This is a genomic window from Microvirga sp. 2YAF29 (genome assembly GCF_052114605.1).
Taxonomy (GTDB): domain Bacteria; phylum Pseudomonadota; class Alphaproteobacteria; order Rhizobiales; family Beijerinckiaceae; genus Microvirga.
This window is the reverse complement of record NZ_JBFRFB010000009.1, coordinates 91,993-115,418: the sequence shown is the minus strand read 5'-3', so window position 1 is coordinate 115,418 and position 23,426 is coordinate 91,993. Positions and strand designations below refer to the sequence as shown.

The window sequence follows — 23,426 nt, the reverse complement described above, 5'->3', positions numbered from 1 at the left end:
GTCAGCGTTGTCCCCGCTTCGCAAGCGCCTTGGGGCTGGAGGTTTTGAGGGATTTGCCACGGCCTGACAGGCTTGGATTGGTCATGAAATACTTGTGGGCGTTGAATGGTTCCTCGCCCTTGGAAGGCACGACCCGGCGGCTGGTGCCGTCGGGCAGCACCGTCCAGCTCTGCTCGTTATCGAGCAGGTTGGCGAGCATGATTTGGTCGAGGACCTGCTGGTGCACGGTCGTGTTGACGATGGGCAGCAGCGCCTCGACACGCCGGTCGAGATTGCGCGACATGAGGTCGGCGGAGGAAATGTAGACGTGCGCCTTCGGATTCGGCATCCCATGCCCGTTGCCGAAGGCATAGATGCGCGTGTGCTCCAAAAAGCGCCCGACGATGGACTTCACCCGTATGTTCTCCGACAGCCCCTTGATGCCGGGACGCAGGCAGCAGATGCCGCGCACGATGAGATCGACCTGCACGCCCGCGGCACTCGCGTCGTAGAGCGCGTCGATGATGTCGGCATCCACGAGAGAGTTGCACTTGCCCCAGATCGCCGCCGGACGTCCCGCCTTCGCATGCTCGATCTCTTCCCCGATATGCTGGAGGAGACGCTTCTTCAACGTCAGCGGAGAAACCGCCATGCGCTCCAGCTCAGCAGGCTCCGCATAGCCCGTCACGAAGTTGAAGATGCGCGAGACATCGCGCCCGATCACCGGATCGGCGGTGAAATAGGACAGGTCCGTATAGATGCGCGCGGTGATAGGGTGATAATTGCCCGTACCCACATGGCAATAGGTGATGAGCTGGCTGCCCTCGCGCCGAACCACCATGGAGAGTTTGGCGTGAGTCTTCAGCTCGATGAAACCGAACACGACCTGCGCGCCAGCGCGCTCCAGATCGCGCGCCCAGCGGATATTCGCCTCCTCGTCGAAGCGCGCCTTCAGCTCCACGAGCGCCGTGACGGACTTGCCCGCCTCCGCCGCCTCGGCCAGCGCAGCGACAATGGGTGAATCCGAGGATGTGCGATAGAGCGTCTGCTTGATCGCGACCACGTTCGGATCGCACGCGGCCTGGCGCAGGAACTGCACCACCGCGTCGAAGGATTCATACGGGTGATGGACGATGATGTCCTTCTCGCGGATCGCCGCGAAGCAATCGCCACTATGTTCGCGGATGCGCTCGGGAAAGCGCGGATTGTACGGCTTGAACTTCAGGTCTGGGCGTTCGAGCGCGACGAGCTGCGAGAGATCGCGCAGGCCCATCATGCCCTCGACGACGAAGACCTCGTCCGCGGCGACTTCCATCTCCTCGGCCACGAAGAGGCGCAGGTCTTCAGGCATGGCGGCTTCGACCTCGAGACGGATCACGCTGCCGCGCCGGCGCTGCTTGAGCGCCGTCTCGAAGAGCTGCACCAGATCCTCGGCCTCCTCCTCCACTTCCAGATCGGAATCGCGGATGACGCGGAACGCGCCCTGCCCTTGCACATTGTAGCCGGGGAACAGGCGGCTGGTGTAGAGCACGATCATCTGTTCGAGCGCGATGAATCGCGACGAACCGGTTTCTGCGAAATCGGGCAGGCGGATGAAGCGCTCGCCCCGCGACGGCAGGCGGATCAGCGCATTCAGCACCTTGCCGTCGCTCTGGCGCACCAGTTTCAGCCCGATGGACGAGCCGAGATTGGGCATGAACGGGAACGGGTGCGCCGGGTCGATGGCGAGCGGCGTGAGCACCGGGAAGATGTGGTTGAGGAAGTAATCCTCGAGCCAAGAGGCCTCGGCCTTCGTCAGCCCCGGCCCTTCGACCAGAATGATGCCCTCTTCCTGCAGGATCTCGCGCAGCTCGCCCCAGCGGCGCTGCTGATCGGAAGCGAGATTCGAGACCTCGACCGAAATCTTCGTCAGCTGCTCCTGTGGCGTCAGCCCGTCCTGCGAGACGCTGGACACGCCGGAGCGCACCTGCCCCCGCAGGCCCGCGACGCGGACCATGAAGAACTCGTCCAGGTTCTCGGCGGAAATCGACAGGAAGCGCAGTTGCTCCAGAAGCGGGTGAGTGCGGTTGGAGGCTTCTTCCAGGACACGGCGGTTGAACTGGAGCCAAGATAATTCGCGATTGATATAGCGCTGCGGGAACCGCCGCAGCACCGCGCCGTCGAGCTCGATATCCGGCGGAGCCTTCGGCAGCGGGGCTTCGCTGACGGTCTCGACTTCCTTCAATGCAATCTTGCTACGCACCTCGATCTCCGCGTCATCCTGGTCCGGCTTCCGTTTTGCTTTGGACTTTGCGACGGTTTCACGACGGTTCGGGGCCAGGGCGTTCTGATCGGGCTTCACTCGTTGTCATCCGTTTCCTGCGAGGCTCCAAGGATCTCGGCGGCTATCGCCCGCGATACGCGCCGCCCCCGGCTGAGCGCCTCCCTGTCGAGAAGCGTCACAAACTCGGAAGCCCGCGCCAGTGAGCGTTCGATCCTCAGCGAAATATAGTCGACAACGGACGTGTCGACCACGAGTTGCCTGTCCACGAACAGCTTGACCAGGACGGCCTTGAGCAAGGCATCGTCGGGCGCGTCCAGGGTGACGCTCGGGGCAAGGCGCAGACGGGACAGGAGATCGGGCGTGCTCAAGCCCCAGCGGTCGGGCGGGGTCTCGCAGGTGATGAGCAGCGCGGCCTTCTTCTCCCTGGCGAGATTGAGGAGATGGAAAAGGGCCGCCTCGTCCCGCGCTCCCCGGTCCATGTCCTCGATGGCGAGCGCGCCGTTCGAGACGAGGTGCGGAACCTTGTCCTGCGTGATCTCGGCGGCATCGACGGTCCAGGCATGGGCGTTGGTGGCCCAGATGGAAGCCAGATGGCTCTTGCCGCTGCCGCGAGAGCCGATCAACAGGAGAATGCTGTCGGGCCATTCGGGCCAGCTCTCGATCAGCCCATAGGCCTGCTCGTTCGACGGGCTGACGAGGAAGTCCTCCGCGCCGAACCGGGGATCGAGCGGCAGGTCGAAGGCAAGCTGCTTGGGTGCATCAGGCATCGAGCTCGGTCTTCCGGTTGGCTTCGATTTCGAGATGCGGGCCGGGCGGTGCAATAGTGGGTCCGGCACCACTATAAAGGGGGCTCGCTAGATATCTACCCAAGGAGAACCGGGCGATCACGCCCATGGCGGCGGCGAGCGGCACCGCGAGCAGAAGCCCCACGAAGCCGAAAAGCGCGCCGAAGGCGAGTAGCGCGAACATGAGCCAGACCGGGTGCAGCCCCACGGAATCGCCCACCAGCTTGGGAGAGAGGATGTTGCCCTCGACGAACTGCCCGAAGATGAAGATGCCAAGAGTCGCTGCGATCATGGTCCAGTCCGGCCAGAACTGCACGATGGCGACGCCCATGGAAATGATGAGGCCCGTGAGCGAGCCCACATAAGGGATGAAGCTGAGGAGGCCCGCCGTCATGCCGATGAGGGCGCCGAAATTCAGCCCGATCACGGTGAGGCTGACCGCATAGAAGGTCCCGAGAATAATGCAGACCAGCGCCTGCCCGCGCACGAAGCCGGCAATGGCCCGGTCGATGTCGCGGGCGATGCCGCGGATGGTCTCCCGCTGGTGCACCGGCATCCAGGAATCGATGGTCAGCACCATGCGGTCCCAATCGACGAGCATGTAGAAGGCGACGACCGGGGTCACGACCAGCAGGGAGAAGATGCCGATAAGCGCCTGCCCGCCAGACCAGAGACCTTGAAGGAAGGTCGCGATCCAGGCGATGCCCTGGCTGATCAGATTGCCGACCGAAGTCTGCATTTCCGGCAGGGCGCCGTTGGCGCCGAGCCGTTCGAGAAGAGGCTTCAGCTGCTCGTTCGCCAGCTCCTGAAGCCTCGCCACATAGCTCGGCACGCGTTCGACGAAAGCCCCCACCTGCTGGGCCGCGAAGGGCACCAGAATCATGAGGGTGATGATGAAGACCAGGACGAAGATGACCAGGATCAGGAGGCTGGCGCCCAAGCGTCCGATGCCGACATTCTGAAGCTTGTCGGCCAGGGGATCGAGCAGATAGGCGAGCGCAAAGCCCGCCACGAAGGGCAGAAGGATACCCCGCAGCACGAACAGCAGAAGCACTGCCACCGCCAGCGCCGCAAGCCAGAATCCGATCTGCCTTTGGATCGTCATCGGTACTCCATACCCTTATAACGCGGCGTCACACGGCCATGTGCCGCAGCCAGCCCCCGAGATAGGCACCGGCGGATGCCACGGTCAAGGTGGCGACCGCCAGCATGGCGATATCTTCCAACCCTCCAAGCTCCGCCCCGAACGCATTGGCGGCAAGGGCAAAGGCCGCAAAGGCAATCTGCGCCACGGTATTGAGCTTGCTCACCATCAGCGGCTTGATCTCCACCGGGCGGCTCATGACCCAGGACAGGAGCACCGCCGCCACGATCATCGCATCCCGCGAGACCACGACGATGGCAAGCCAGCTCGGAATCGCCCCGACCACGGCGAGCGTCACATAGATCGAGACCAGGAGCGACTTGTCCGCCAGGGGGTCGATATAAGCCCCGAACTCGCTTTTCATGTCGAAATGCCGGGCGATGAACCCATCCACCGCGTCCGAGATCCCCGCCGCCACGAACAGGACGAACGCTGCCATCCACCGGTGCTGCATGATCATCACGATCACGATGGGGACCATGATGAGCCGGGCGATAGTGATGATATTCGGGATCGTCATCAGGAAGGATGATGGCGGTTTAGGCGGCGGAGTTCAATGTTGGATAAGCGGTCAAGTTTCCAATGCACAGCCATTGCAAGGAAAGACTACATATATCAGTTGCTTACATGAAAAATTGGTGCCAGATTGCCACAATATTCACAAAATTGGAAATCGCATGAGCTTGCGTTGGGTGGCCAAATTTAGGGGCATGCTATCGCTTGCTCTGATCCTCATCCTAATACCGGTCTCACAAGCATTCGCCTGCCGAGGGAAAGGTTATGAGGAAAAGGAATCGTCGTCGATGATTCAAGGTTTTCCGTTTCCAGACTCCCTCGAAGGCTTAGTACGGAAAGAGTTACGTGTCCCAACCTGCAACTTCCTCGATGAAAGTTTTAGCGTTGTTTATGGGGCTGAAGGATCACGCCAGTTGGAGATCACCATCATGGATCGTGATCCAGAAGTACCTGCCGACAAAGTCACTCGTGTGAATGCCGCAATCGCCTATAAAATCGCTGAGCTCTACAGCATGAAGTTCAATAAGAAGGCGACGCTTCTGTCGAACGATGTTGGCGGCAAGGGCGGCATTAGCATTCTTGCCTATCGAGATGATGGGACTGAATATAAAATTGTCCTATTCACAGTCCTGATGCAGTCTCAAGTGATCAAGATCAAATACGGCACGTCCGATCTGCGGCTAGCTGAAGAAAATGCCTTGGCTGTCAGAAATGCCTACTTTTCTCAGCTCAGGGCCTCATCTCTACAGGTTTGGGAACCCTGACAAATCCTCTGAGTCAGATCGTACCCTGAGACCCTCAAGCCATAGATACATCCATTGGGCCAAGATGGCTTAGAGCAGCTTGCATCTAAATCCCCTTGCCTCTCGCCCCCCTTCGCCTTACTCCCCACCCAACACGGGGTGTGCCATGACGACCGAGAAACCCGAGAAGCAGACGAACGGCCTGACCTATGCCCAAGCGGGCGTCGATATCGACGCGGGCAATGCCATGGTCGACCAGATTAAGCCCCTGGTGCGCTCGACGCGCCGCCCCGGCGCGGATGCCGAGATCGGCGGGTTTGGCGGCCTGTTCGATCTCAAGGCCGCAGGCTTCAAGGACCCGATCCTGGTGGCCGCCAATGACGGCGTCGGCACCAAGGTGAAGATCGCCATCGACACGGGCATCCACGATACGATCGGCATCGATCTCGTGGCCATGTGCGTGAACGACATCATCGTCCAAGGCGCCGAGCCCCTGTTCTTCCTCGATTACTTCGCTACCGGGAAGCTCTCCCCCGAGGTCGGCGTTCATATCGTCAAGGGCATCGCAGAGGGCTGCCTTCAGGCGGGCTGCGCGCTGATCGGCGGCGAGACGGCGGAAATGCCGGGCCTTTACGCCAAGGGCGACTACGACCTCGCCGGATTCGCCGTGGGTGCTGCCGAGCGCGGCACCCTGCTGCCTAAGGATGTGACGGTCGGTGACGTTCTGATCGGCCTGCCCTCCTCCGGCGTCCATTCCAACGGCTTCTCCCTGGTTCGGCGGATCGTCGAGCATTCTGGCCTTGCTTGGGATGCGCCTGCGCCTTTTGCGGCGGGCAAAACCCTTGCCGAGGCCCTGCTGGAGCCGACCCGGATCTATGTGAAGGCCCTGCTCGAAGTGCTGAAGGGCGGCGACGGCATCAACGCGCTGTGCCACATCACCGGCGGCGGCTTCCCCGACAATATTCCACGCGTCCTGCCGGACGGCGTCGGCGTGCGGCTCGACCTCGATGCGATCAAAGCCCCGCCCGTTTTCGGCTGGCTTAGCCGTACCGGCGGCGTCGCCGACTCCGAGATGCTGCGCACCTTCAACTGCGGCATCGGCATGATCGTGGTCGCCAGCGCCGACAAGACTGACGCGGTAATCGAGCGTCTGCGCGAGGCCGGCGAGAACCCGGTGCGCATCGGCGAGACCATCGCCCATACCGGCGGCGAGCCTGTGCAGACGTCCGGCTCACTGAAACTCTAATGTCCCGCCGCGTCGCCATTCTGATCTCAGGGCGCGGGTCCAACATGGTCTCGCTGATCGAGGCCGCTGGCAGCGCCGATTTCCCGGCCGAGATCGCGCTCGTCGTCTCCAATCGTCCCGATGCGGAAGGTCTTGAGCATGCGCGGGAAGCCGGCATCGCCACGGTGGCCTTCGACCACAAGACCCATCCCACCCGCGAGAGCTTCGAACAGGCGATGGATGAGGCGCTTGTCGCGCACGGCATAGAGTTCATCTGCCTCGCCGGCTTCATGCGCGTGCTCACGGACGGCTTCGTGGAGCGCTGGGCCGGTCGGATGATCAACATCCACCCTTCCCTCCTGCCTTTATTCCGAGGCGTGCACACTCATCGTCGGGCGCTGGAGGAAGGCGTTCGCGTTCATGGCTGCACGGTGCATTTCGTGGTGCCTGAACTCGATGCCGGCCCGATCATCGCGCAAGCCGCCGTGCCGGTGGTGCCGGGCGATACGGAGCAAAGCCTCGCCGCCCGCATCCTTGTGCAGGAGCATATCCTCTACCCGAAGGCGCTGCACATGATCTGCGACGGCAGCGCGCGGTTGGACGGTGGGCGCGTGGTGTTTTCGGGGCGGTGGGATGCCGGCTGCGCGTTGCGTTCGCCGGGTTAAATCACCCGTCATGGCCGGGCCTGTCTCAGCCATCCCGATCCGAAAGGCGCGGCGTTCGACCTTATCGGGATCACCGGCACAAGGCCGGTGATGACGTGGAGAGGTTAAAGCTGCGGCCGCTGCAGCTTGCAGGAATCGATGGCCGCCAGGGCCTTTCCGCGGGCGGTGTCGTTGAACACGCCCGTATCGCGATAGGCCTGAACCTCGTCGGCGCTCAGCGAACGCATGGTGCGGCCTGCATAGCAATCGCATTTACGGCTCAGCGAGATTTCCGTCACGTTCTGAGCCTTGGCCTGCGTGATGGTGCATGCCTCGCTCACACGTGCGCGCAGATCGGCCATGCTGGCGGTCTTCAGCGCCGGATCGAGCTGGTACTGGGTGGGCATGTTGGAGGCGGCGGCGAAGGCGGCGGCCGAGCCCGTGGCGATGGCGGCCACGGTCAGCAGCACGCGCAGAATGGATGTCATGGAAAGCTCCCGAGCGACAATATCACGTCGACGCTTAAGAATAGGCTCGGGCGCTCAGGATCAAGGGACAGTCGCAAATAGGCTTAAGAAGGTCTCAATGCTTGGTTTGTGCGGGAGGCCTCCACAGAGGCCGCCAAAAAGGATAAGGCGCAAGTTCCCCCTCCCCCTTGTGGGGAGGAGAGCTGCCGGCGCTTGATCGGCCAGGCTCTCAGGATGAGGGCTATGTTGTCAGGTTAATCGGGTCAGCTCAAAACCGGTTCGGTCCGACCGCGAATAACCGCATGCGCCGCTTCCGGCACGAGATCGGCAGGGGCCTTCTCCAGCGCCACGCGGTTGTCGTGGAAGGCCGCGCCGCCATAAGGCGCAACCTGATCGCCGCCGGTAAGCGTGTTGATGCCGCGTCCCAATGGATGCGCCTTGTTCGGCCAGATGCCTTCCGCGATCAGCACGCCGCGCCGCACGCCCTCGAACAATTTTGCGCGTAAGAATACCTCGCCGCGATGGTTCTTCAGCTTCACCCAATCGCCATCCGCAATGTTCAATCGCTCCGCATCGAACGGATGCACCATCACCTCGGGCCTGCCCTCCTTCGCGATGGAACCGGGCGTCTCGGTGAAGGATGAGTTGAGGAAGCTGCGCGCCGGGCTTGTGGCGAGACGGAACGGGTATTCCTCCGTTGCGGCTTCAATGACGCCCCAATGGTCGGGGAATGCCGGCATGCTGGCCCATGGCCCCATAGGCCCGTCATTGTAGGACGGCACCTTTGTCCAATCGGGCTTGAAGCGGAACTTGCCGTCGGGATAACCGAAGCCCGTCAGGTAATGCGATTCATCGAAGGGCGGCTGCACATCCTTGTGCACTGCGACTTCCAGTTCCTCGATGCTGCCCCAGCCGGAATTGCGCAGGGTCCAGTCGATGATCTCGCGCGGCTCCATGTCGAAGCCGCGATGCGTGGCGCCGATGCGCTTGGCGAGTGCGCGCGTGACCTCGTGGTTCGACCGGCATTCGCCCGGCGCGTCGATGAGCTTCGGTCCCATCTGGAAATGCTGATGCCCGCCGCCGGAATAGAGATCGTCATGCTCCATGAACATGGTCGCGGGCAGCACGATATCGGCCATCATCGCCGTCTCGGTCATGAACTGCTCGTGCACGCAGACGAACAGATCCTCGCGGGCGAAACCCTGCTTCACCAGCTCCTGCTCCGGCGCGACGGAAACGGGATTGGTATTCTGGATCAGCATGGCCTTGATCGGCGGGCCGCTGTGCAAAGCTTCCGCATCGCCCGTGAGCACGCGGCCGATCTGCGACTGATCAAGATTGCGGATCGCCGGGTCGCGCGCGTCATGCGCCTCGATCAGCGCCTTGTTCCAATGGAAGATGCCGCTGTTCGAATGAAACGCACCGCCACCTTCGTACTGCCATGCGCCTGTAACGGCCGGGATGCACGAGGCCGCATGCATGTTCACCGCGCCGTTGCGCTGGCGGCCGAAGCCGTATCCGAGGCGGAAGAAGGTGCGCTTGGTCTCGCCGACGAGCCTTGCGAAAGCCTCGATCTCTTCCACCGACAAACCGGTGATGCTCGATGCCCAGGCGGGATCGCGTGTCTTCAGATGCTCCTCAAATTCACGCGGATGATCGGTGTAACGCTCCAGATAATCCCGATCCGCATGCCCGTCGCGGAACAGCACATGCATGACCGCGCAGGCGAGCGCGCCATCCGTTCCCGGCTTCACGAGCAACGCCATATCGGCCTGCTTCATGGTGGCGTTCATGTAGATGTCGATGGCGACGATCTTCGCCCCGCGCTCCTTGCGGGCGCGCATGGCATGCGTCATCACATTGACCTGGGTGTGAACCGGGTTCGTGCCCCAGATCACCACGCAATCGGACACGGCCATCTCGCGCGGGTCCGCGCCCGCGAGCTTGCCGGTACCGGCGACATAGCCCGTCCAGCCCATGGGCGTGCAGATGGTGGAATACTGGCCGGAATATTTCTTCACGTGGCGCAGGCGGTTGATGCCGTCGCGCATCACGAGGCCCATGGTGCCCGCATAGTAATAGGGCCAGACCGATTGCGCGCCGAAATCCCCTTCCGCCTTCAGAAACTCACGAGCGACGATGTCCAGTGCCTCATCCCAGGAGATGCGCTCGAACTGTCCCGAGCCCTTCGGACCCGTGCGCTTGAGCGGATGGAGCAGCCGATCCGGATGATGGATGCGCTCGGCATAGCGCGCCACCTTCGCGCAGATCACGCCTGCCGTGTAGCTGTTGGTCTTGGCCCCATGAACGCGCCCAATGCTCTTGCCCTCGATCACCTCGACATCGAGGGAGCAGACGGACGGGCAGTCATGCGGGCAGACGGAGGCGCGGCGGTCGACGCGGGGCGCTTGGTTCATGGCCCACCTTTGGCAAGATCCTGGAAATTGTCTCTGAGCACCTGCACAGCGCTGCTCATGGGAAGATTCAACATCTCCTCGTACATGGCAATCGCTAGGTCACAATATCGCGCCCGATGAGAAGGGCTGAGATTCCCTTGGGTCAGCAATTCAATCTCATTAGCGCCGAAGCGTTTCGCGAGCTGTCCCCCGACGATGCTCCAAAGCGGCTCTGCAGCCTTGGCGGAAACGGTCTCACGTGCCGTAGCAGTCTTCAGAATACGCTCGCTGAGTTCAACCTCCCTCTGCCGCATAGGCCCAGGCAGATAAGCAACGTAGTTTTTGGTGGCATCGACACCTGAGGCGTATTCATAGCAAAGCTGCTTATCGACCGCGGACAGGGCCTTGTACTGATCAAGAAGGAGCCTGCCTTGGTCGAGGATGGTTTGGTCGTCCGCAAGAGGGCGATATTGGATAATGATCGGCAGCATCTGCGCCCGAGCAGCATCGATGACGGCCCCTTCGGACTCGCCGAAGAGATAGCCGTTCGTCACCCGGTCCACCATTTTGGTAAAATCCTGAGGACGAGCACTCTTGAGCGCGGCAAAAACGGAGCCGACCTTGAGGAGTTGCTCCTCGATCTCCGCGCGGCCGACATTCGCCCCCCAGCCCGAGACCGCAAACTTGTAGTTATCCGCAACACCGGTAGCCGCGCGGGCCGTCACCAGCTCTTCACGGGTGGGATACCACATGGTGCTGTTGGGCGTCGCAAGAGCGCGTGACACGAACTCCGAAGGCACGCCCGCCTCGATCATGAATTTCCTTTGGCTGCTTGAGGCCTCCGCTGCATCCGAGGCGCCCATGCCGGGGAATGTCGGCGCATGGAAACCCAGCCGTCCGTTCGGATGAATCCAGCGCTCGCGGCCCGCCATGAAGGCCATCGTGCAGGCTGACGCGCAGCGCCTGGACGTATAGGTGCTCAAACCCAGCTTCCGGATTGTATTATAAAGCTTCTCGGCTTCTCCAAGCCGTCCGCCATCGCTGTTGAGGTGAACCACTTTGACCTGAGGGGCGGCCTTAAGAATGCGGACGAAGTCGTCATTGAGGCCATATTTGAATCCGCCCGACACCTCAACTTCCGTGCCGTTCCTCATAATGCGAATGGCATAGGCCGGAATGTCCGGATCGTCGAAGAAGGCCATTCTCACGGTCTCCGTGATTTGCGGGTATCCGACCTGCCCGAACTCGAGCACCATGCGCAGGATGCCGAGCACCACTGCGATTTTCGCCAGGCCTGCCCATACCCTCGAACCTTTCCGGCTCACATGTCGATCCGCCGACCGCCAGATGCCCACGAGCTGCCACACGGCGATGAGACCGATCCCAACCCAGATGGACACGAGAACGATCAGAATCTTTGTCGGGTTGTAGTCTCCACCTTCGGAAAGCACGCCGCTGACCGCGACGACGAAGATGGTGGCGACAATATTCGCGAGGAAACCGAAAACCCAGTACGAGACCCAGAGGGGCAGCTCCCCACGCCAATGACGCGCGATGAAATTCGCCTTGGGCTTTTCAGTCCCCCTTTTTGGAAGTTCTTGCGGCGCGGCGAACGGAGCCGAATGGTCGTCGGCAGAGAGCGCAACTTGGGCCTCGGAGGGGAGAGCAACGGACAGAGGCGTCGCATTAGCATCGGATTGCGATGATGGAGAGTTTGCAGGCACGGCTGCGGCAGCCTCGCCTTTCTCTACGCGCCGGACCTTCCGGCCGTCGCGAACGAGGCCGATGACGAGCCATGCGAGCTGAGGAATGGCAAATGAAGCGAAAGCCGCCTGAAATTTGGGCTCGCCACCATCAGCTTTCCCGAAAGCATTGAGCAGGCTGATCACGAAAAGGGAGAGCCCATTGGCGACCAGCAAACGCGGCACCGAGGCATTCCAATGTTTCAGGAGCCAGAGGAAGAATTGCGTTATCAGTGCAACAATCAGGAGAGCCGTTACAAAGAAACCAGTAGCGTAGCCGACACTATACATTTTGCCCATTCTCGTCTTTGCAATGGTTCATACAGTAAAAAGCAGCGCGCAAAAATACCGTCTATTCAGCAAAAAGGCCGCCCGGGGGGCGGCCTTTTCGTTCAGGGTCGGAAGCCTAAGGCTTAGCCGACGATCTCGTTGCCCGAGAAGAACTGGGCGATCTCGATCTTGGCATTGTCCTGGCTGTCGGAGCCGTGGACGGAGTTCTCGCCGATGGACTTGGCGTAGAGCTTGCGGATCGTGCCCTCGGCAGCGCTCTCCGGGTTGGTGGCGCCCATGATCTCGCGGTAGCGGAGAACGGCGTTCTCGCCCTCGAGAACCTGCACGACGACCGGAGCGGAAATCATGAAGTCCACGAGCTCACCGAAGAAGGGGCGCTCCTTGTGGACAGCGTAGAAGGTCTCGGCCTCGCGGCGGGACATGAGAATGCGCTTCTGCGCCACGATGCGCAGGCCGGCTTTTTCGATGACGGCATTGACGGCGCCGGTCAGGTTACGCTCGGTCGCGTCGGGCTTGATGATGGAGAAAGTGCGCTCGATGGCCATGATATTGCTCTTCAAGAGGGAAAATCGGAAAGTGCGGCGCTTATAGCGGCGCGCCCCCCTGCTCTCAAGCGCCTTTTCGGACTTAAGTTTAATGGCGGGCGCCCTTCTCTTGGAAAGCTTAACCCGCTGGTCTAGCCTCACCCCGGACGACAGGCTCCGAGGGAGAAATTCGTGAAACCTGCAACCCTTTCTGTTCTTTGCCTTTTTCTGACCCTTGGAGCAGCCTGGGCCCAGCCCTCCGACCCGAGCGGCACCTATTTGAGCGAGACTGGGGAGACCAGGGTTCGGATCGCCAGATGCGGCGAGGTTCATTGCGGCACCATCCTCTCGGTGCAGGGCGAGACCAAGGATGTGCACAACCCTGATGCGGGCCTGAAAAACCGTAATCTCGTCGGGGTCCAGATGATTGCCGACATCCGGCCTGCCCCGGAAGGCTTCACTGGAAAGCTCTATAATTACAAGGACGGCCGGACCTATACCGGCAAGATGACCTTCGCCGGAAAGACCATGCAGCTCTCAGGCTGCGTCCTCGGCGGCCTGATCTGCCGCTCTCAGACCTGGGCGAAGTTGAATTGAGCTCCTAAACGGTCATCCCGGACGGCAAAGCTGATCCGGGATCGGGTGCAGGATGAGGCGCCCGAATTTCCCTCTGTCATTCCGGGGCTAGCGCTAGCGAGAGCCCGGAACCCATAACCGCGACGCTGCCAAGAAAAGCCCGGCGATCCGAGCTGCTTTCTTCTGCATCTGTTGTGGGTATGGGTTCCGGGCTCGGCTCTGACGAGCCGCTCCGGAATGACAGCGGTGGGTGCACTCATCCTGCCAGCGACTCCGGATCGGTTTCGCCGTCCGGGATGACGCCGGTTGATTACCGCGCCTTCTGGCCGAAAAGGATGGCCTGAACGGCGGGGTCCTTCATGTCGTTCGATCCGCGATCCTCGGCTCCGACCACGAGAGCCCTCTTCACCGCCGGGCGCTCCATTACCGCTTTCAGCCAGCGCTTCACATGCGGGAAGTCCTCGATGTTCTGGCCCTGGCGCTCCCACAGCTTCGCCCAGGGGGCGATGGCCATGTCGGCGATGGAATATTCGCCGGCCACGAATTCCCGGTCCGCGAGGCGCTTGTTGAGCACGCCGTAGAGGCGGTTGGTCTCGTTGGTGTAGCGCTCGATGGCGTAGGGCACCTGCTCCGGGGCGTAGATGCGGAAATGGTGCGTCTGGCCGAGCATGGGGCCGAAGCCGCCCATCTGCCAGAACAGCCATTGATCGACCTCGACGCGCCCGCGCTCGTCCTGCGGGTAGAACCGGCCCGTCTTGCGTCCGAGATATTGGAGGATGGCGCCGGATTCGAACACCGAGATCGGCTGCCCGTCAGGCCCGTCATGGTCGATGATGGCCGGCATCTTGTTGTTGGGGGAGAAGGACAGGAAATCCGGCTTGAACTGATCGCCCTTGCCGATATTCACCGGGTGAATGACGTAAGGCAGCCCGCATTCTTCGAGCATGATGGTGATCTTCCAGCCGTTCGGGGTCGGCCAGTAGTAGAGATCGATCGGTTGCTGCGTGGAAGCTGCCATGGCATGCCTCTCCTTCGGTAACAATACAGGTCTGGCGCGGACGTTAACGCATCAGGCGGAAAAGTGGACCCGATTTTCCGCTTAAACGATGCGCGACTGTAGAAATAAGCATCGCCTCCCGCACCCTCATGACAATGGTTTGCAGTGGATAGAGGGCATGGCCGAGCCCGCGGCCTTGCATGTTTCATTGTTTCATATGAGATGAATCGAGCGCAGGTTGAATGCGCCTAAGGGGAACCCGATGATCAAGAAACTTGCTGCAACAGTGCTTGCAACCGCCATGACCCTGTCTCTCGCCGTTCCCGTCCAGGCGGCTGGAGAGGCAAAGCCGAAGAAGGAACCGACCGCCGCCCAAATGGCCGCCCGCGAGCGCATGACCAAGTGCAGCGCCGAGTGGAAGGAAGCCAAGGCCGGCGGCAAGGTCGAGCCCGGCATGAAATGGCCGAAGTTCTGGAGCGCCTGCAACACGCGTCTCAAGGGCGGCACGAAGGCTTAAACAACCAAGCATCTCGGACTTTTTCCATAAAAGAGTCCGAGATGCCAAAACTGGCCAAAAGAATTGCTCATGAACCGACGAGTGAAAGTACTTCTTTTGATCGCCTTATGCATTGTTGCAGTTGCATACTGGCTATATGGGCTTATTCACTTCGACGCCTGCCTTGATCGCATCAATTACGACAGAGCTTTTTGGCACCTGTGCGAAGAGGACTACAATTATCAACCCGAACTCTGATCAGTAGAGTTTGGCAGCCGCTCACCTAGGTGGCTCTCAAAGCTTCTTCTTGAACCCCTCGTGACTCCGCGAAAACCCGAGCCGCTCGTAGAAACGGTGCGCGTCCTTGCGGGTCTTGTTGGAGGTCAGCTCCATGGCGGCGGCGCCTTTGGTGCGGGCGTAATCCTCTGCGAAGGCCATCATTCGGGCCCCGATGCCGCCGGAGCGGCGGGAGGCTTTCACCTTCACGCTCTCGACCTTCACGCGCATCGTTCCGCGCCCGGTGAGATTGGGAATGAAGGTAAGCTGAAAGGTGCCGATGACCTCGCTGCCATCGGTCGCCACGAAGAGCGTGTTTTCCGCCGAGCGGGCGATGGCCTGAAACGCTGCCTCATAGACTGGCTTCGTCTCAGGGTTCCACACGTCGCCGTGCGTTCCCAACGTGTCCTCTTCATGCAGGCGGATGATCGCCTCGAGATCCTCGAAGCGCGCTTCCCGAACCAGAATCCCGCTCATGCGGCTGACCTGGATTCCATGGGCAGCATGGCCTTGGGAGCCTTGAACCCCGGCAAGGCCTCGACGCGCGCCGCCCAGGCCTTCACCTGAGAGTATTCGGTCAAGTCGATGCCCGCCTCGCCCGCGAAGGCCACAACGCCGTAGATGTCGATATCGGCGATGGTGACGCCCTCGCCCACCATCCAGGTGCGTCCGGCGAGATGCGCCTCGACGACAGCGAGCCCAGCCCTGGCATTGGCGCTGCAATCCTCGAACACCTCGGGTGGAGCCTGCCGGATGCCGAGCTTGATGACGCGGGCCCGATAGAGGGGTGCGGCAAGACGGTCGAAGTCCCAGTAGAGCCATTCACGAACTTGGAGGCGTTCGTCCAGGCTCGCGCCGCCGAATTTGCCCAGGGTGTCGGAGAGATATTCGAGCAGAGCCGCCGACTGGCAGAGATGCCTGCCATTGTTGCGGTCCAGGAGCAGCGGCACCTGGCCGTAGCGCTGGCGCGACATGTGCGGGGGCTGCTTGTGCTCGCCGGCCATCATGTTCACGTGCACATAATCGAAAGGCTCAGCCGTCAGCGAAAGCATCAAGGCAACCTTGTAGGTCGGTCCGGAAAACGCGAACCCGTGAAGTTCGAAACGTGCGGTCATGAGCCCCTCTGTGCGCAAAAGTCTAGCTGAGACTTTATTGGATTGCTTCGCAGCCAGAAAGGTTGAAAATCACACCGAAGGTTCGGCTCACCAGTCTCTACGCTCATCCTGAGGGGTGCGGAGCGACCGTCTCGAAGCACGAGGGCCTAGCCTTCTGAGGATGGTGCCATGGCCAAGATGGATAGCGAACGCAAGCTTCTGCAGCAGAGTGTTGCCGTCGTGGCGACGGTTCCCGTGGCGATCGGGCTCTATGGCGTTCTGTTCGGCCAGGCGCTCACGGGCGATGCGGTGAGCATTTCGGCGGAAAGCCATTTTCGGTTCCTGTCCGGCCTGCTTCTCGGCATCGGCCTCTGTTACTGGAGCACCCTGCCCCGCATCGAGACCAGAACTGGCCGTTTCCGGCTCCTCACGCTCCTCGTGGTGATCGGAGGTCTTGGGCGCCTCATCGGCCTTGCCCTGACCGGCCTGCCGTCACTCTTCATGATCGGCGGCCTCGTCGTCGAACTCGTCGTCGCCCCCGTTCTGTGCATCTGGCAAACGCGGATCGCGAACCGCTACGCTGAGGAATACGGGGTCGCATGACCGCCTTCGGGCAGTGAAAGATTATGATTTATGCCCGATTTCTTGCGGAATTCGGCGGTTCACCTTGAACTTTGCCATGTTCTGGAGCCACATTCTCAGGATGTGACGAGGCGTTTTGCCTGAATTTTCCTGACACTGCCGGCCTCGCCCGCCCCTCCAGGGAGGTGGCACCATGAACGAGAACCAGAATCTCTTCGCCATTTTACGACAATCGGCGAATAGTGCCGTTGTCGATCAGATCGAGCGCCTTATCCAGGATGCCCCCGATCATGAGTTGAACCGCGTGAACGTTCTTGCGTTCGCGGCGAAGCACAATCTCGATGAGGAGAGCACCATTGCCGCCTTCCTGCACGCGGCGCGGCCCGGGATCTTCGAGATGTCCTGGAACGTCCTCTGCCCGGGCTGCGGCGGAGTGCTGGATGCAGGCACCAGCCTGAAATCCCTCAGGCAGGAGGAATACAGCTGCGCCTTATGCGCGGCTGGCTATGAGCCGACCCTGGACGAGATGGTGGAAGTCACTTTCACGGTCAGCCCAAGAGTGCGCAAGATCGCAGCCCATGAGCCGGATACGCTCCCGATGTCGGAGTATCTGCGGCAGGTGTTCTGGAGCTCAGGCGTCGATCTGCCGGAAGATTTCGAGCAGCGGCTCGAAGACATTGTTCTCGATGCGGTCGAGCTTCCCGCTGGCGAGCGGGTGATCCTGTCATTGCAGCTGCCGCCGGGCTTCGTGATCGTCTTCGATCCTGTGACTCACGCAGCCCAGTTCCTGGATGTGAAGGGTGAGCCGACACGCGAGCGCCAGAATTTATCGATGATCCTGAGCGAGCTTCACGCGGATAACCGGATACTGGAGGTCCGCCCCGGTCCTGTAAGGCTCCTGCTGGAAAACCACGCCAAGCACCGGACCCTTCCGGCCGTCTGGCTCGCGGGTGACGAGCTACACAAGTTGATGGAGCGGCGGCGTCCCTTCCTGACCGCCAAGCGCCTGCTGACGAACCAGACCTTCCGCGACATCTACCGCACGGAAACGCTCGATATCGACCAGCGCCTCAAGATCACCAGCCTCACCTTCCTGTTCACGGATCTGAAGGGCTCGACGGAACTCTACGAGCGCGTCGGCGATCTCGTCGCCTACGACCTCGTGCGCGAGCATTTCCGCGTGGTCAACGAGATCGTGGCATCCGAGGCCGGAGCCGTGGTGAAAACCATCGGCGATGCGGTCATGGCCACCTTTCCCAACCCGGAACATGCCATCGCGGCGGCGCTCAGGATGCGCGATGCCATGCGCAGCCTCAACGAGGAACGCGGGGAGGAGGATCTGCTCCTGAAGATCGGCATTCACGAGGGGCCATGCCTTGCCGTGGTTCTCAACGACCGGCAGGATTATTTCGGGCAGACCGTCAACATCGCCTCGCGCGTGCAGGGGCTGGCGGACTCACGCTCGATCTACGCCACCGGAACGGTGATCGATAACCCGGAGGCGCTGGAATTGATCGAAACGAGAGGCCTTCACCCCAATTTGCAGAAGACGACCCTGCGCGGGATCAACGACGAGTTCGCCGTTTACGAGATTCCTTGAGGCTTTAATCTCCGACGTCATCACCGGCCTTGTGCCGGTGATCCACGTCTTGCCACCAACGATGCCCTCATCCTGAGGAAGCGCGTAGCGCTGTCTCGAAGGAGGCTCCAGCGCACACTGGACGATCCTTCGAGACGCCGCTTTCAGCGGCTCCTCAGGATGAGGGCGGAGGATTGGAAGCGAAGACGTGGATCGCCGGGACAAGCCCGGCCATGACGAAGGGTGAATGAACAGCCTCAGAGATTCTTCTCGAAGAAGTATTCGACCGAGTTGGAAATGTCGCCGAGATCCCGCTGTGCGCCTGTCTGCGTGAAGCCGAGGCGCTTGCCGAAGAGATCCTGCGCGTCCTCATCGACGACGGAACGAAGAACGGGCACATCGATCCTCAACGCCACGGTCAATTGGTCCTCTCAGGCAACACGGCGGCCACTGTCTCTGCCAACATGTCGTGCATCAGGCGATACCCCTCAGGCGAGAGATGAATGCCATCCACGGTCATTCCTTCGCGCGCGGCGCCCTCATCGTCTGACAATGCCGATTGCAGATCGACGATGGCGGCGGCGCGGCCATCGCAGGTCTCGACAATGCGGCGGCTCATATCTGCAATGGCATCGGTGGAGTAGAAGCTGGTGACGCGCTTGGCTTTCTCGATGGGCGGCGGCGTCATCGCGATGAGAGGCACGCCCGCCTCATCGAAATGACTGATGATCCGGTCGAGATTTTTGACCGCATCATCGAGGCCGTCTTCGCTGCAATCCTTCTTCGCATCGTTGGTGCCGACAAGAAGAACCGCGAGCGAAGGCTCGGCAGATTTAAGGAGAAGCGGAATCCTGGGCTCCAGAGCCTCCGCCCAGATGCCGGAATAGCCGGCGTTCAGCACCGGAAGCGATCCAAGGCGGTTCCAGTAGAACCCTTCGACGATGGAGTCGCCGACGAACAGCAACCCGCCCGGCCCGACCGCGGAACGATGCGCGCTGATCACGATATCGCGGATCAGCCAATGAGGAGCGAAGGGATTGGGTTGCGTTGCCACCGGTTCCTGCTTCGAAAAAACCCGGCAGGGCTGCGAGCCTTTGCCGGGTTTTTCGATTGCCTTACTCGATCCCGAGCTTCTGCTTCAGGATTTCGTTGACGGCCTGCGGGTTGGCCTTGCCGCCGGTCTGCTTCATCACCTGGCCGACGAACCAGCCGAGCAGCGTGGGCTTCGCCTTCGCCTGCTCCACCTTGTCCGGGTTGGCTGCGATGATCTCGTCCACGGCCTTCTCGATGGCGCCGGTATCGGTCACCTGCTTCATGCCGCGCTTCTCGACGATCTCGCGCGGGTCGCCGCCTTCGGTGAAGACGATCTCGAACAGGTCCTTGGCGATCTTGCCGGAGATCACGTTCTCGCCGATCAGCTCGATGATGCCGCCGAGCTGGGATGCTGAGACCGGAGACTCGGTGATGTCCTTGCCGTCCTTGTTAAGGCGGCCGAACAGCTCGTTGATGATCCAGTTCGCGGCGGCCTTGCCGTCGCGGCCCTTGGCGACTTCCTCGAAGAAGTCGGCGGAGGAGCGCTCGGCCACCAGCACACCCGCGTCGTAGGACTGCAGGCCGTAATCGGCCATGAAGCGGGCCTTCTTCTCGTCCGGCAGTTCCGGCAGATGCTGGGCGAGTTCGTCCACATAAGCCTGGTCGAACTCGAGCGGCAGCAGGTCCGGATCTGGGAAGTAGCGGTAATCGTGCGCCTCTTCCTTCGAGCGCATGGAGCGGGTCTCGCCCTTGCCCGGATCGTAGAGGCGGGTTTCCTGGTCGATCTTGCCGCCATCCTCGATGATCGCGATCTGGCGGCGCGCCTCGACCTCGATGGCCTGTCCGATGAAGCGGATGGAGTTGACGTTCTTGATTTCGCAGCGCGTGCCAAGCTCCTCGCCGGGGCGGCGCACGGACACGTTCACGTCGGCGCGGAGGCTGCCCTTGTCCATGTCGCCGTCGCAGGTGCCGAGATAGCGCAGGATGGTGCGCAGCTTGGTCACATAGGCGCGCGCCTCGTCGGCCGAGCGCAGGTCCGGCTTCGACACGATTTCCATGAGCGCGACGCCCGAGCGATTCAGATCCACGAAGCTTAAGGTCGGGTGCAGGTCGTGGATCGACTTGCCGGCATCCTGCTCCAGGTGCAGGCGCTCGACGCGTACCGTGATCGTCTCGCCGCTCTCCGGCACATCCACGATCACTTCGCCCTCGCCCACGATGGGGCTCTTGTACTGGCTGATCTGGTAGCCCTGCGGTAGGTCCGGATAGAAATAGTTCTTACGGTCGAAAGTGCTCTTGAGGTTGATCTCGGCCTTCAGCCCCAGGCCCGTGCGGATCGCCTGACGCACGCATTCCTCGTTGATGACGGGCAGCATGCCGGGCATGGCCGCATCCACGAGGGAGACATTGCTGTTGGGATCGTTGCCGAAGGTCGTGGAGGCGCCGGAGAACAATTTCGCCTGGCTCGTCACCTGGGCATGAATTTCCATGCCGATGACGATTTCCCAATCGCCTGTCGCGCCTTTGATGAGCTTCTTAGGGTTGACCGGAGCATTCATGAGCCGTGCGCCTTTGATATCTTGCGTTTGACTTGGGAGTAAGAGCGACGCGAAACCGGGTCAACCCCTTTCAAGATGAACAGGCATTCAGATTAGTGCGTCATAAGGCCGAGATTAATTATGGTTTGTGCACAGGGATTTAAGATAATTGCCACGCTGGGATGAAACCGCATCCAAGATTGGGCGTTGAACGGAAGGTAAAACGGTCAAGGAGCTTAAAAATGGCTATGGATCCCATGGATCGCGAACCGAACGTCTACAATCGTGAGACAAATGTCTACGAAACTGATCGTCGCGGTTCCAACACTCTTGCCTACGTGATCGGCGGACTTGTTGTCGCGCTGGGCCTTCTTGCCTTCCTCTTCTATGACGGCGGCAACGAGCCGAGCACGACCGGCAGCACGACCGGCACGCAGACGGAACGCTCCTCGCCGAGCACCAGCCCGTCCCCGGTCACCCCGATGACTCCGTCGTCCCCCGCGGCCCCCGCCGCTCCGGCCTCGCCGTCGGCCCCGGCTTCCCCGCAGCAGTAAAAGTAGTCTGGCGTAACTTCTGCGTCACAAGGGCCTGACCTCGGTCAGGCCCTTTTTCATGCGGTCATGCTGGAACGGCAACAACGCGCTTTCTTTCCGGAAGGGTCATGAGAGCGACCCCGACCAGGATGCAGACCAGCCCGACCAGAGCCGTCGTATCGGGAACTTCGTCGAGAAAATATGCGCCAATGGCCACACCTAGCGGCACCCTGAGATAAGCCTGCGCCGTCGTGCCGACCGATCCTAAGGTATGGATCAGCCGGAAATAGATGACGAAGGCCAAGGCGGTAGAGAAGATGGCCAGCGCGATCAGCGCCATGATCGAGGCGCCAGACGGTGCCAGGGTCCAGGGTCGATCGACCACGAGGCTGATTGGGATGAGGATCATCGCACCCGACAGGAGAGACCCGGCGGCGGGCGCCATGGGATCGAGATTCTTGAAATTCCGCCCAAAGATTGCGGCTCCCGCATAGCATGCGGCAGCCAGAACCACCGCGAGCTGCGCGTAAAGCTCCTGGCCCACATGGGTGAGAGCCTGATTGCCGATGATCACGCAGGTCCCCGCAAGCCCCACCACGACACCGGCGAACTTGCGGATGCCGGTCGTCTCATGCCGGGTCCGGACCAGTGTGATCATGAAGGTGAAGACCGGCGTCATGGAATTGAGGATCGCGGCCAAACCCGCATCGATGGATGTCTCCGCCCAGGCGATGAGCGTGAAGGGAACGGCGCTGTTGAGGCAGGCCTGGATCATGAAATTGCGCCAGCTTGCGCGGTCACGCGGAAGGCTCACTCCTCGCAAGTGCATGATCAGGACCAACAGGCTTCCGGCGATCAGGGTGCGCGTCGCGATGAAGGTGATGGGCGGAATGGTCTCGACCCCGACCTTGATGAAGGTATAGGCCGCCGCCCACAGGCTGGCGAGGGTTGCCAACAGGGCAAGCTCAAGAGCGTAATTGGTCTTCTGGTGTTGGCCTGTCGGCATGGGAATCGTACCTGCTCTTGCTGTTTCGATGCGGCGCGAAACTGGCACGGGGCCGCGCCGCTGTCGTCATGGAATGCTTCGGCCGCGACCGAAATGTTGCTTGGTGACCGACGTGCCTCCATTCCCTAGGATCAGGTCCATGGCATCCATGGTCTCAGGCATCACGCTCGCGGAAATCGCCGCCCTGATCGGCGATGTGGCCCGCGCCAATATCCTCTCCGCCCTCATGGACGGACGGGCGCTCACCGCCGGCGAGCTGGCGTGGCATGGCGGCGTCGGCGCTTCGACAACGAGCGGACACCTCGCCAAGCTCAGCGAGGCCAACCTGATCGCCCTGGAGCGCCAGGGCCGCCACCGCTATTACCGCCTCGCCTCTCCCGAGGTGGCACAGGCCATCGAGGCGCTGATGGCCGTCGCCTCATTCGGCCCCAGGCGGCACCGCCCGGTCGGCCCGAAGGACGAGGCGCTGCGCAATGCCCGCACCTGCTACGACCATCTGGCAGGACGCCTCGGCATCGCCATCGCGGATTCGTTGAGTCTCAGAAACCATGTGGTTCTCTCGGAGAGCGCCGGCGTCATTACGGAGGAAGGTCAGCGCTTCCTCTGCGATCTCGGCATCGATCTCGATGCCGGGCCTAAAGGCTCACGCGCGCCCTGCCGCACCTGCCTGGACTGGAGCGAGCGCCGCCCTCACCTGTCGGGACGTTTGGGAGCCGCGCTCTGCACGCGGTTTTTCGAGCTGGGATGGATCGCGCGCATCAAGGACAGCCGGGCGCTATCTGTCACGGCAGAGGGGCGCGGCGGGTTGAAATCGACGTTTGGAATCGAGATTGGGTAATCTCTCCCCTTTGTCATTCCGGGGCGCCGGAGGCGAGCCCGGAACCCATAACCACCGTGGGCGCAGAATAAACTATTCGGGTCAAAGCGCTTTTCTTGAAACGTCGTGATTATGGGTTCCGGGCTCCGCTACGCGGCCCCGGAATGACAAGGGTAGTGCT

Annotated in this window: 24 protein-coding genes; 9 read left to right on the top strand and 15 right to left on the bottom strand. The window is 61.4% G+C overall.

The features are described 5' to 3' along the window. Position 1: 1 nt before the first annotated feature. Genes AB4Y85_RS13655 through AB4Y85_RS13640 form a run of 4 tightly spaced genes read right to left on the bottom strand, consistent with a single transcriptional unit; the run spans position 2 to position 4,691 of the window. Positions 2-2,320, bottom strand: coding sequence for an RNA degradosome polyphosphate kinase (locus AB4Y85_RS13655; protein WP_441985454.1), 2,319 nt, complete (start codon positions 2,318-2,320; stop codon positions 2-4). Next, on the bottom strand, positions 2,317-3,009 hold the full coding sequence (locus AB4Y85_RS13650; protein ID WP_441985453.1) for a hypothetical protein: 693 nt from the start codon (positions 3,007-3,009) through the stop codon (positions 2,317-2,319). The genes AB4Y85_RS13655 and AB4Y85_RS13650 overlap by 4 nt, the downstream gene beginning before the upstream one ends. Continuing rightward, entirely contained in the window at positions 3,002-4,132 is a 1,131-nt protein-coding gene (locus AB4Y85_RS13645) for an AI-2E family transporter (protein WP_441985452.1), read from the bottom strand. Before AB4Y85_RS13645 ends, AB4Y85_RS13650 begins: the two co-directional genes overlap by 8 nt. Positions 4,133-4,160: 28 nt before the next feature. Then, positions 4,161-4,691, bottom strand: coding sequence for a CDP-alcohol phosphatidyltransferase family protein (locus AB4Y85_RS13640; protein ID WP_441985451.1), 531 nt, complete (start codon positions 4,689-4,691; stop codon positions 4,161-4,163). Here AB4Y85_RS13640 and AB4Y85_RS13635 point away from each other — a divergent pair. The 3 genes from AB4Y85_RS13635 (at position 4,672) to purN (ending at position 7,320) form a co-directional block, all read left to right on the top strand. Next, positions 4,672-5,451 carry a hypothetical protein gene (locus AB4Y85_RS13635; protein WP_441985450.1) on the top strand — a complete coding sequence of 260 codons (780 nt, stop codon included), beginning with the start codon at positions 4,672-4,674 and terminating at the stop codon, positions 5,449-5,451. The two genes, AB4Y85_RS13640 and AB4Y85_RS13635, sit on opposite strands and share 20 nt — an antisense overlap. A 145-nt stretch (positions 5,452-5,596) precedes the next feature. After that, positions 5,597-6,676 (top strand): phosphoribosylformylglycinamidine cyclo-ligase, encoded by a 1,080-nt coding sequence (gene purM / locus AB4Y85_RS13630; protein ID WP_441985449.1) that lies wholly within the window; start codon positions 5,597-5,599, stop codon positions 6,674-6,676. After that, positions 6,676-7,320, top strand: coding sequence for a phosphoribosylglycinamide formyltransferase (gene purN / locus AB4Y85_RS13625; protein WP_441985448.1), 645 nt, complete (start codon positions 6,676-6,678; stop codon positions 7,318-7,320). The genes purM and purN overlap by 1 nt, the downstream gene beginning before the upstream one ends. Before the next feature lie 104 nt (positions 7,321-7,424). Here purN and AB4Y85_RS13620 read toward each other — a convergent pair whose 3' ends face one another. The 4 genes from AB4Y85_RS13620 to ndk all read right to left on the bottom strand — a co-directional run bounded on the left by AB4Y85_RS13620 (position 7,425) and on the right by ndk (position 12,740). Beyond that, entirely contained in the window at positions 7,425-7,787 is a 363-nt protein-coding gene (locus AB4Y85_RS13620; protein ID WP_441985447.1) for a hypothetical protein, read from the bottom strand. Between the two features lie 242 nt (positions 7,788-8,029). Next, positions 8,030-10,183 carry a molybdopterin oxidoreductase family protein gene (locus AB4Y85_RS13615; protein ID WP_441985446.1) on the bottom strand — a complete coding sequence of 718 codons (2,154 nt, stop codon included), beginning with the start codon at positions 10,181-10,183 and terminating at the stop codon, positions 8,030-8,032. Continuing rightward, positions 10,180-12,195, bottom strand: coding sequence for a hypothetical protein (locus AB4Y85_RS13610; protein WP_441985445.1), 2,016 nt, complete (start codon positions 12,193-12,195; stop codon positions 10,180-10,182). Before AB4Y85_RS13610 ends, AB4Y85_RS13615 begins: the two co-directional genes overlap by 4 nt. Positions 12,196-12,317: 122 nt before the next feature. Then, entirely contained in the window at positions 12,318-12,740 is a 423-nt protein-coding gene (ndk, locus tag AB4Y85_RS13605) for a nucleoside-diphosphate kinase (protein ID WP_196264062.1), read from the bottom strand. Positions 12,741-12,911: 171 nt separating this feature from the next. Between ndk and AB4Y85_RS13600 the strand changes: the two genes are divergently transcribed. Continuing rightward, positions 12,912-13,316: a DUF2147 domain-containing protein gene (locus AB4Y85_RS13600; RefSeq protein WP_441985444.1), complete on the top strand. Its 405-nt coding sequence runs from the start codon at positions 12,912-12,914 to the stop codon at positions 13,314-13,316. Between the two features lie 289 nt (positions 13,317-13,605). Here the strand turns inward: AB4Y85_RS13600 and AB4Y85_RS13595 are convergent, their stop codons facing one another. Continuing rightward, on the bottom strand, positions 13,606-14,313 hold the full coding sequence (locus AB4Y85_RS13595) for a glutathione S-transferase N-terminal domain-containing protein (RefSeq protein ID WP_441985443.1): 708 nt from the start codon (positions 14,311-14,313) through the stop codon (positions 13,606-13,608). 241 nt (positions 14,314-14,554) lie between these two features. On the opposite strand from AB4Y85_RS13595, the gene AB4Y85_RS13590 reads away from it, so the two are divergent. Then, positions 14,555-14,809 (top strand): hypothetical protein, encoded by a 255-nt coding sequence (locus AB4Y85_RS13590; protein ID WP_441985442.1) that lies wholly within the window; start codon positions 14,555-14,557, stop codon positions 14,807-14,809. Between the two features lie 273 nt (positions 14,810-15,082). On the opposite strand, the gene AB4Y85_RS13585 is transcribed toward AB4Y85_RS13590, so the two are convergent. Together AB4Y85_RS13585 and AB4Y85_RS13580 are read right to left on the bottom strand one after the other, a co-directional pair. Beyond that, positions 15,083-15,541 carry a GNAT family N-acetyltransferase gene (locus AB4Y85_RS13585; protein WP_441985441.1) on the bottom strand — a complete coding sequence of 153 codons (459 nt, stop codon included), beginning with the start codon at positions 15,539-15,541 and terminating at the stop codon, positions 15,083-15,085. Next, positions 15,538-16,179 carry a glutathione S-transferase family protein gene (locus AB4Y85_RS13580; protein ID WP_441985440.1) on the bottom strand — a complete coding sequence of 214 codons (642 nt, stop codon included), beginning with the start codon at positions 16,177-16,179 and terminating at the stop codon, positions 15,538-15,540. The genes AB4Y85_RS13585 and AB4Y85_RS13580 overlap by 4 nt, the downstream gene beginning before the upstream one ends. Positions 16,180-16,356: 177 nt before the next feature. Between AB4Y85_RS13580 and AB4Y85_RS13575 the strand changes: the two genes are divergently transcribed. Then, entirely contained in the window at positions 16,357-16,761 is a 405-nt protein-coding gene (locus AB4Y85_RS13575; protein WP_441985495.1) for a DUF4345 domain-containing protein, read from the top strand. 172 nt (positions 16,762-16,933) lie between these two features. Continuing rightward, positions 16,934-18,340 (top strand): adenylate/guanylate cyclase domain-containing protein, encoded by a 1,407-nt coding sequence (locus AB4Y85_RS13570; RefSeq protein WP_441985439.1) that lies wholly within the window; start codon positions 16,934-16,936, stop codon positions 18,338-18,340. Between the two features lie 236 nt (positions 18,341-18,576). Here the strand turns inward: AB4Y85_RS13570 and AB4Y85_RS13565 are convergent, their stop codons facing one another. The 3 genes from AB4Y85_RS13565 to gatB form a co-directional block, all read right to left on the bottom strand. Continuing rightward, a complete protein-coding gene (locus tag AB4Y85_RS13565) occupies positions 18,577-18,735 on the bottom strand; it encodes a hypothetical protein (RefSeq protein ID WP_441985438.1) in 159 nt (52 codons plus the stop codon). Positions 18,736-18,737: 2 nt separating this feature from the next. Beyond that, positions 18,738-19,373: an SGNH/GDSL hydrolase family protein gene (locus tag AB4Y85_RS13560; protein WP_441985437.1), complete on the bottom strand. Its 636-nt coding sequence runs from the start codon at positions 19,371-19,373 to the stop codon at positions 18,738-18,740. 61 nt (positions 19,374-19,434) lie between these two features. Next, positions 19,435-20,910, bottom strand: a complete 1,476-nt coding sequence (gene gatB, locus AB4Y85_RS13555) for an Asp-tRNA(Asn)/Glu-tRNA(Gln) amidotransferase subunit GatB (protein WP_441985436.1) — start codon at positions 20,908-20,910, stop codon at positions 19,435-19,437. Between the two features lie 221 nt (positions 20,911-21,131). On the opposite strand from gatB, the gene AB4Y85_RS13550 reads away from it, so the two are divergent. Beyond that, on the top strand, positions 21,132-21,443 hold the full coding sequence (locus AB4Y85_RS13550) for a hypothetical protein (RefSeq protein ID WP_441985435.1): 312 nt from the start codon (positions 21,132-21,134) through the stop codon (positions 21,441-21,443). A 64-nt stretch (positions 21,444-21,507) separates the two neighbouring features. Here AB4Y85_RS13550 and AB4Y85_RS13545 read toward each other — a convergent pair whose 3' ends face one another. Continuing rightward, a complete protein-coding gene (locus tag AB4Y85_RS13545) occupies positions 21,508-22,428 on the bottom strand; it encodes a DMT family transporter (protein ID WP_441985434.1) in 921 nt (306 codons plus the stop codon). Positions 22,429-22,567: 139 nt separating this feature from the next. Between AB4Y85_RS13545 and AB4Y85_RS13540 the strand changes: the two genes are divergently transcribed. Then, complete coding sequence (locus tag AB4Y85_RS13540; RefSeq protein ID WP_441985433.1) at positions 22,568-23,266, top strand: ArsR/SmtB family transcription factor; 699 nt, start codon at positions 22,568-22,570, stop codon at positions 23,264-23,266. Positions 23,267-23,426: the final 160 nt, after the last annotated feature.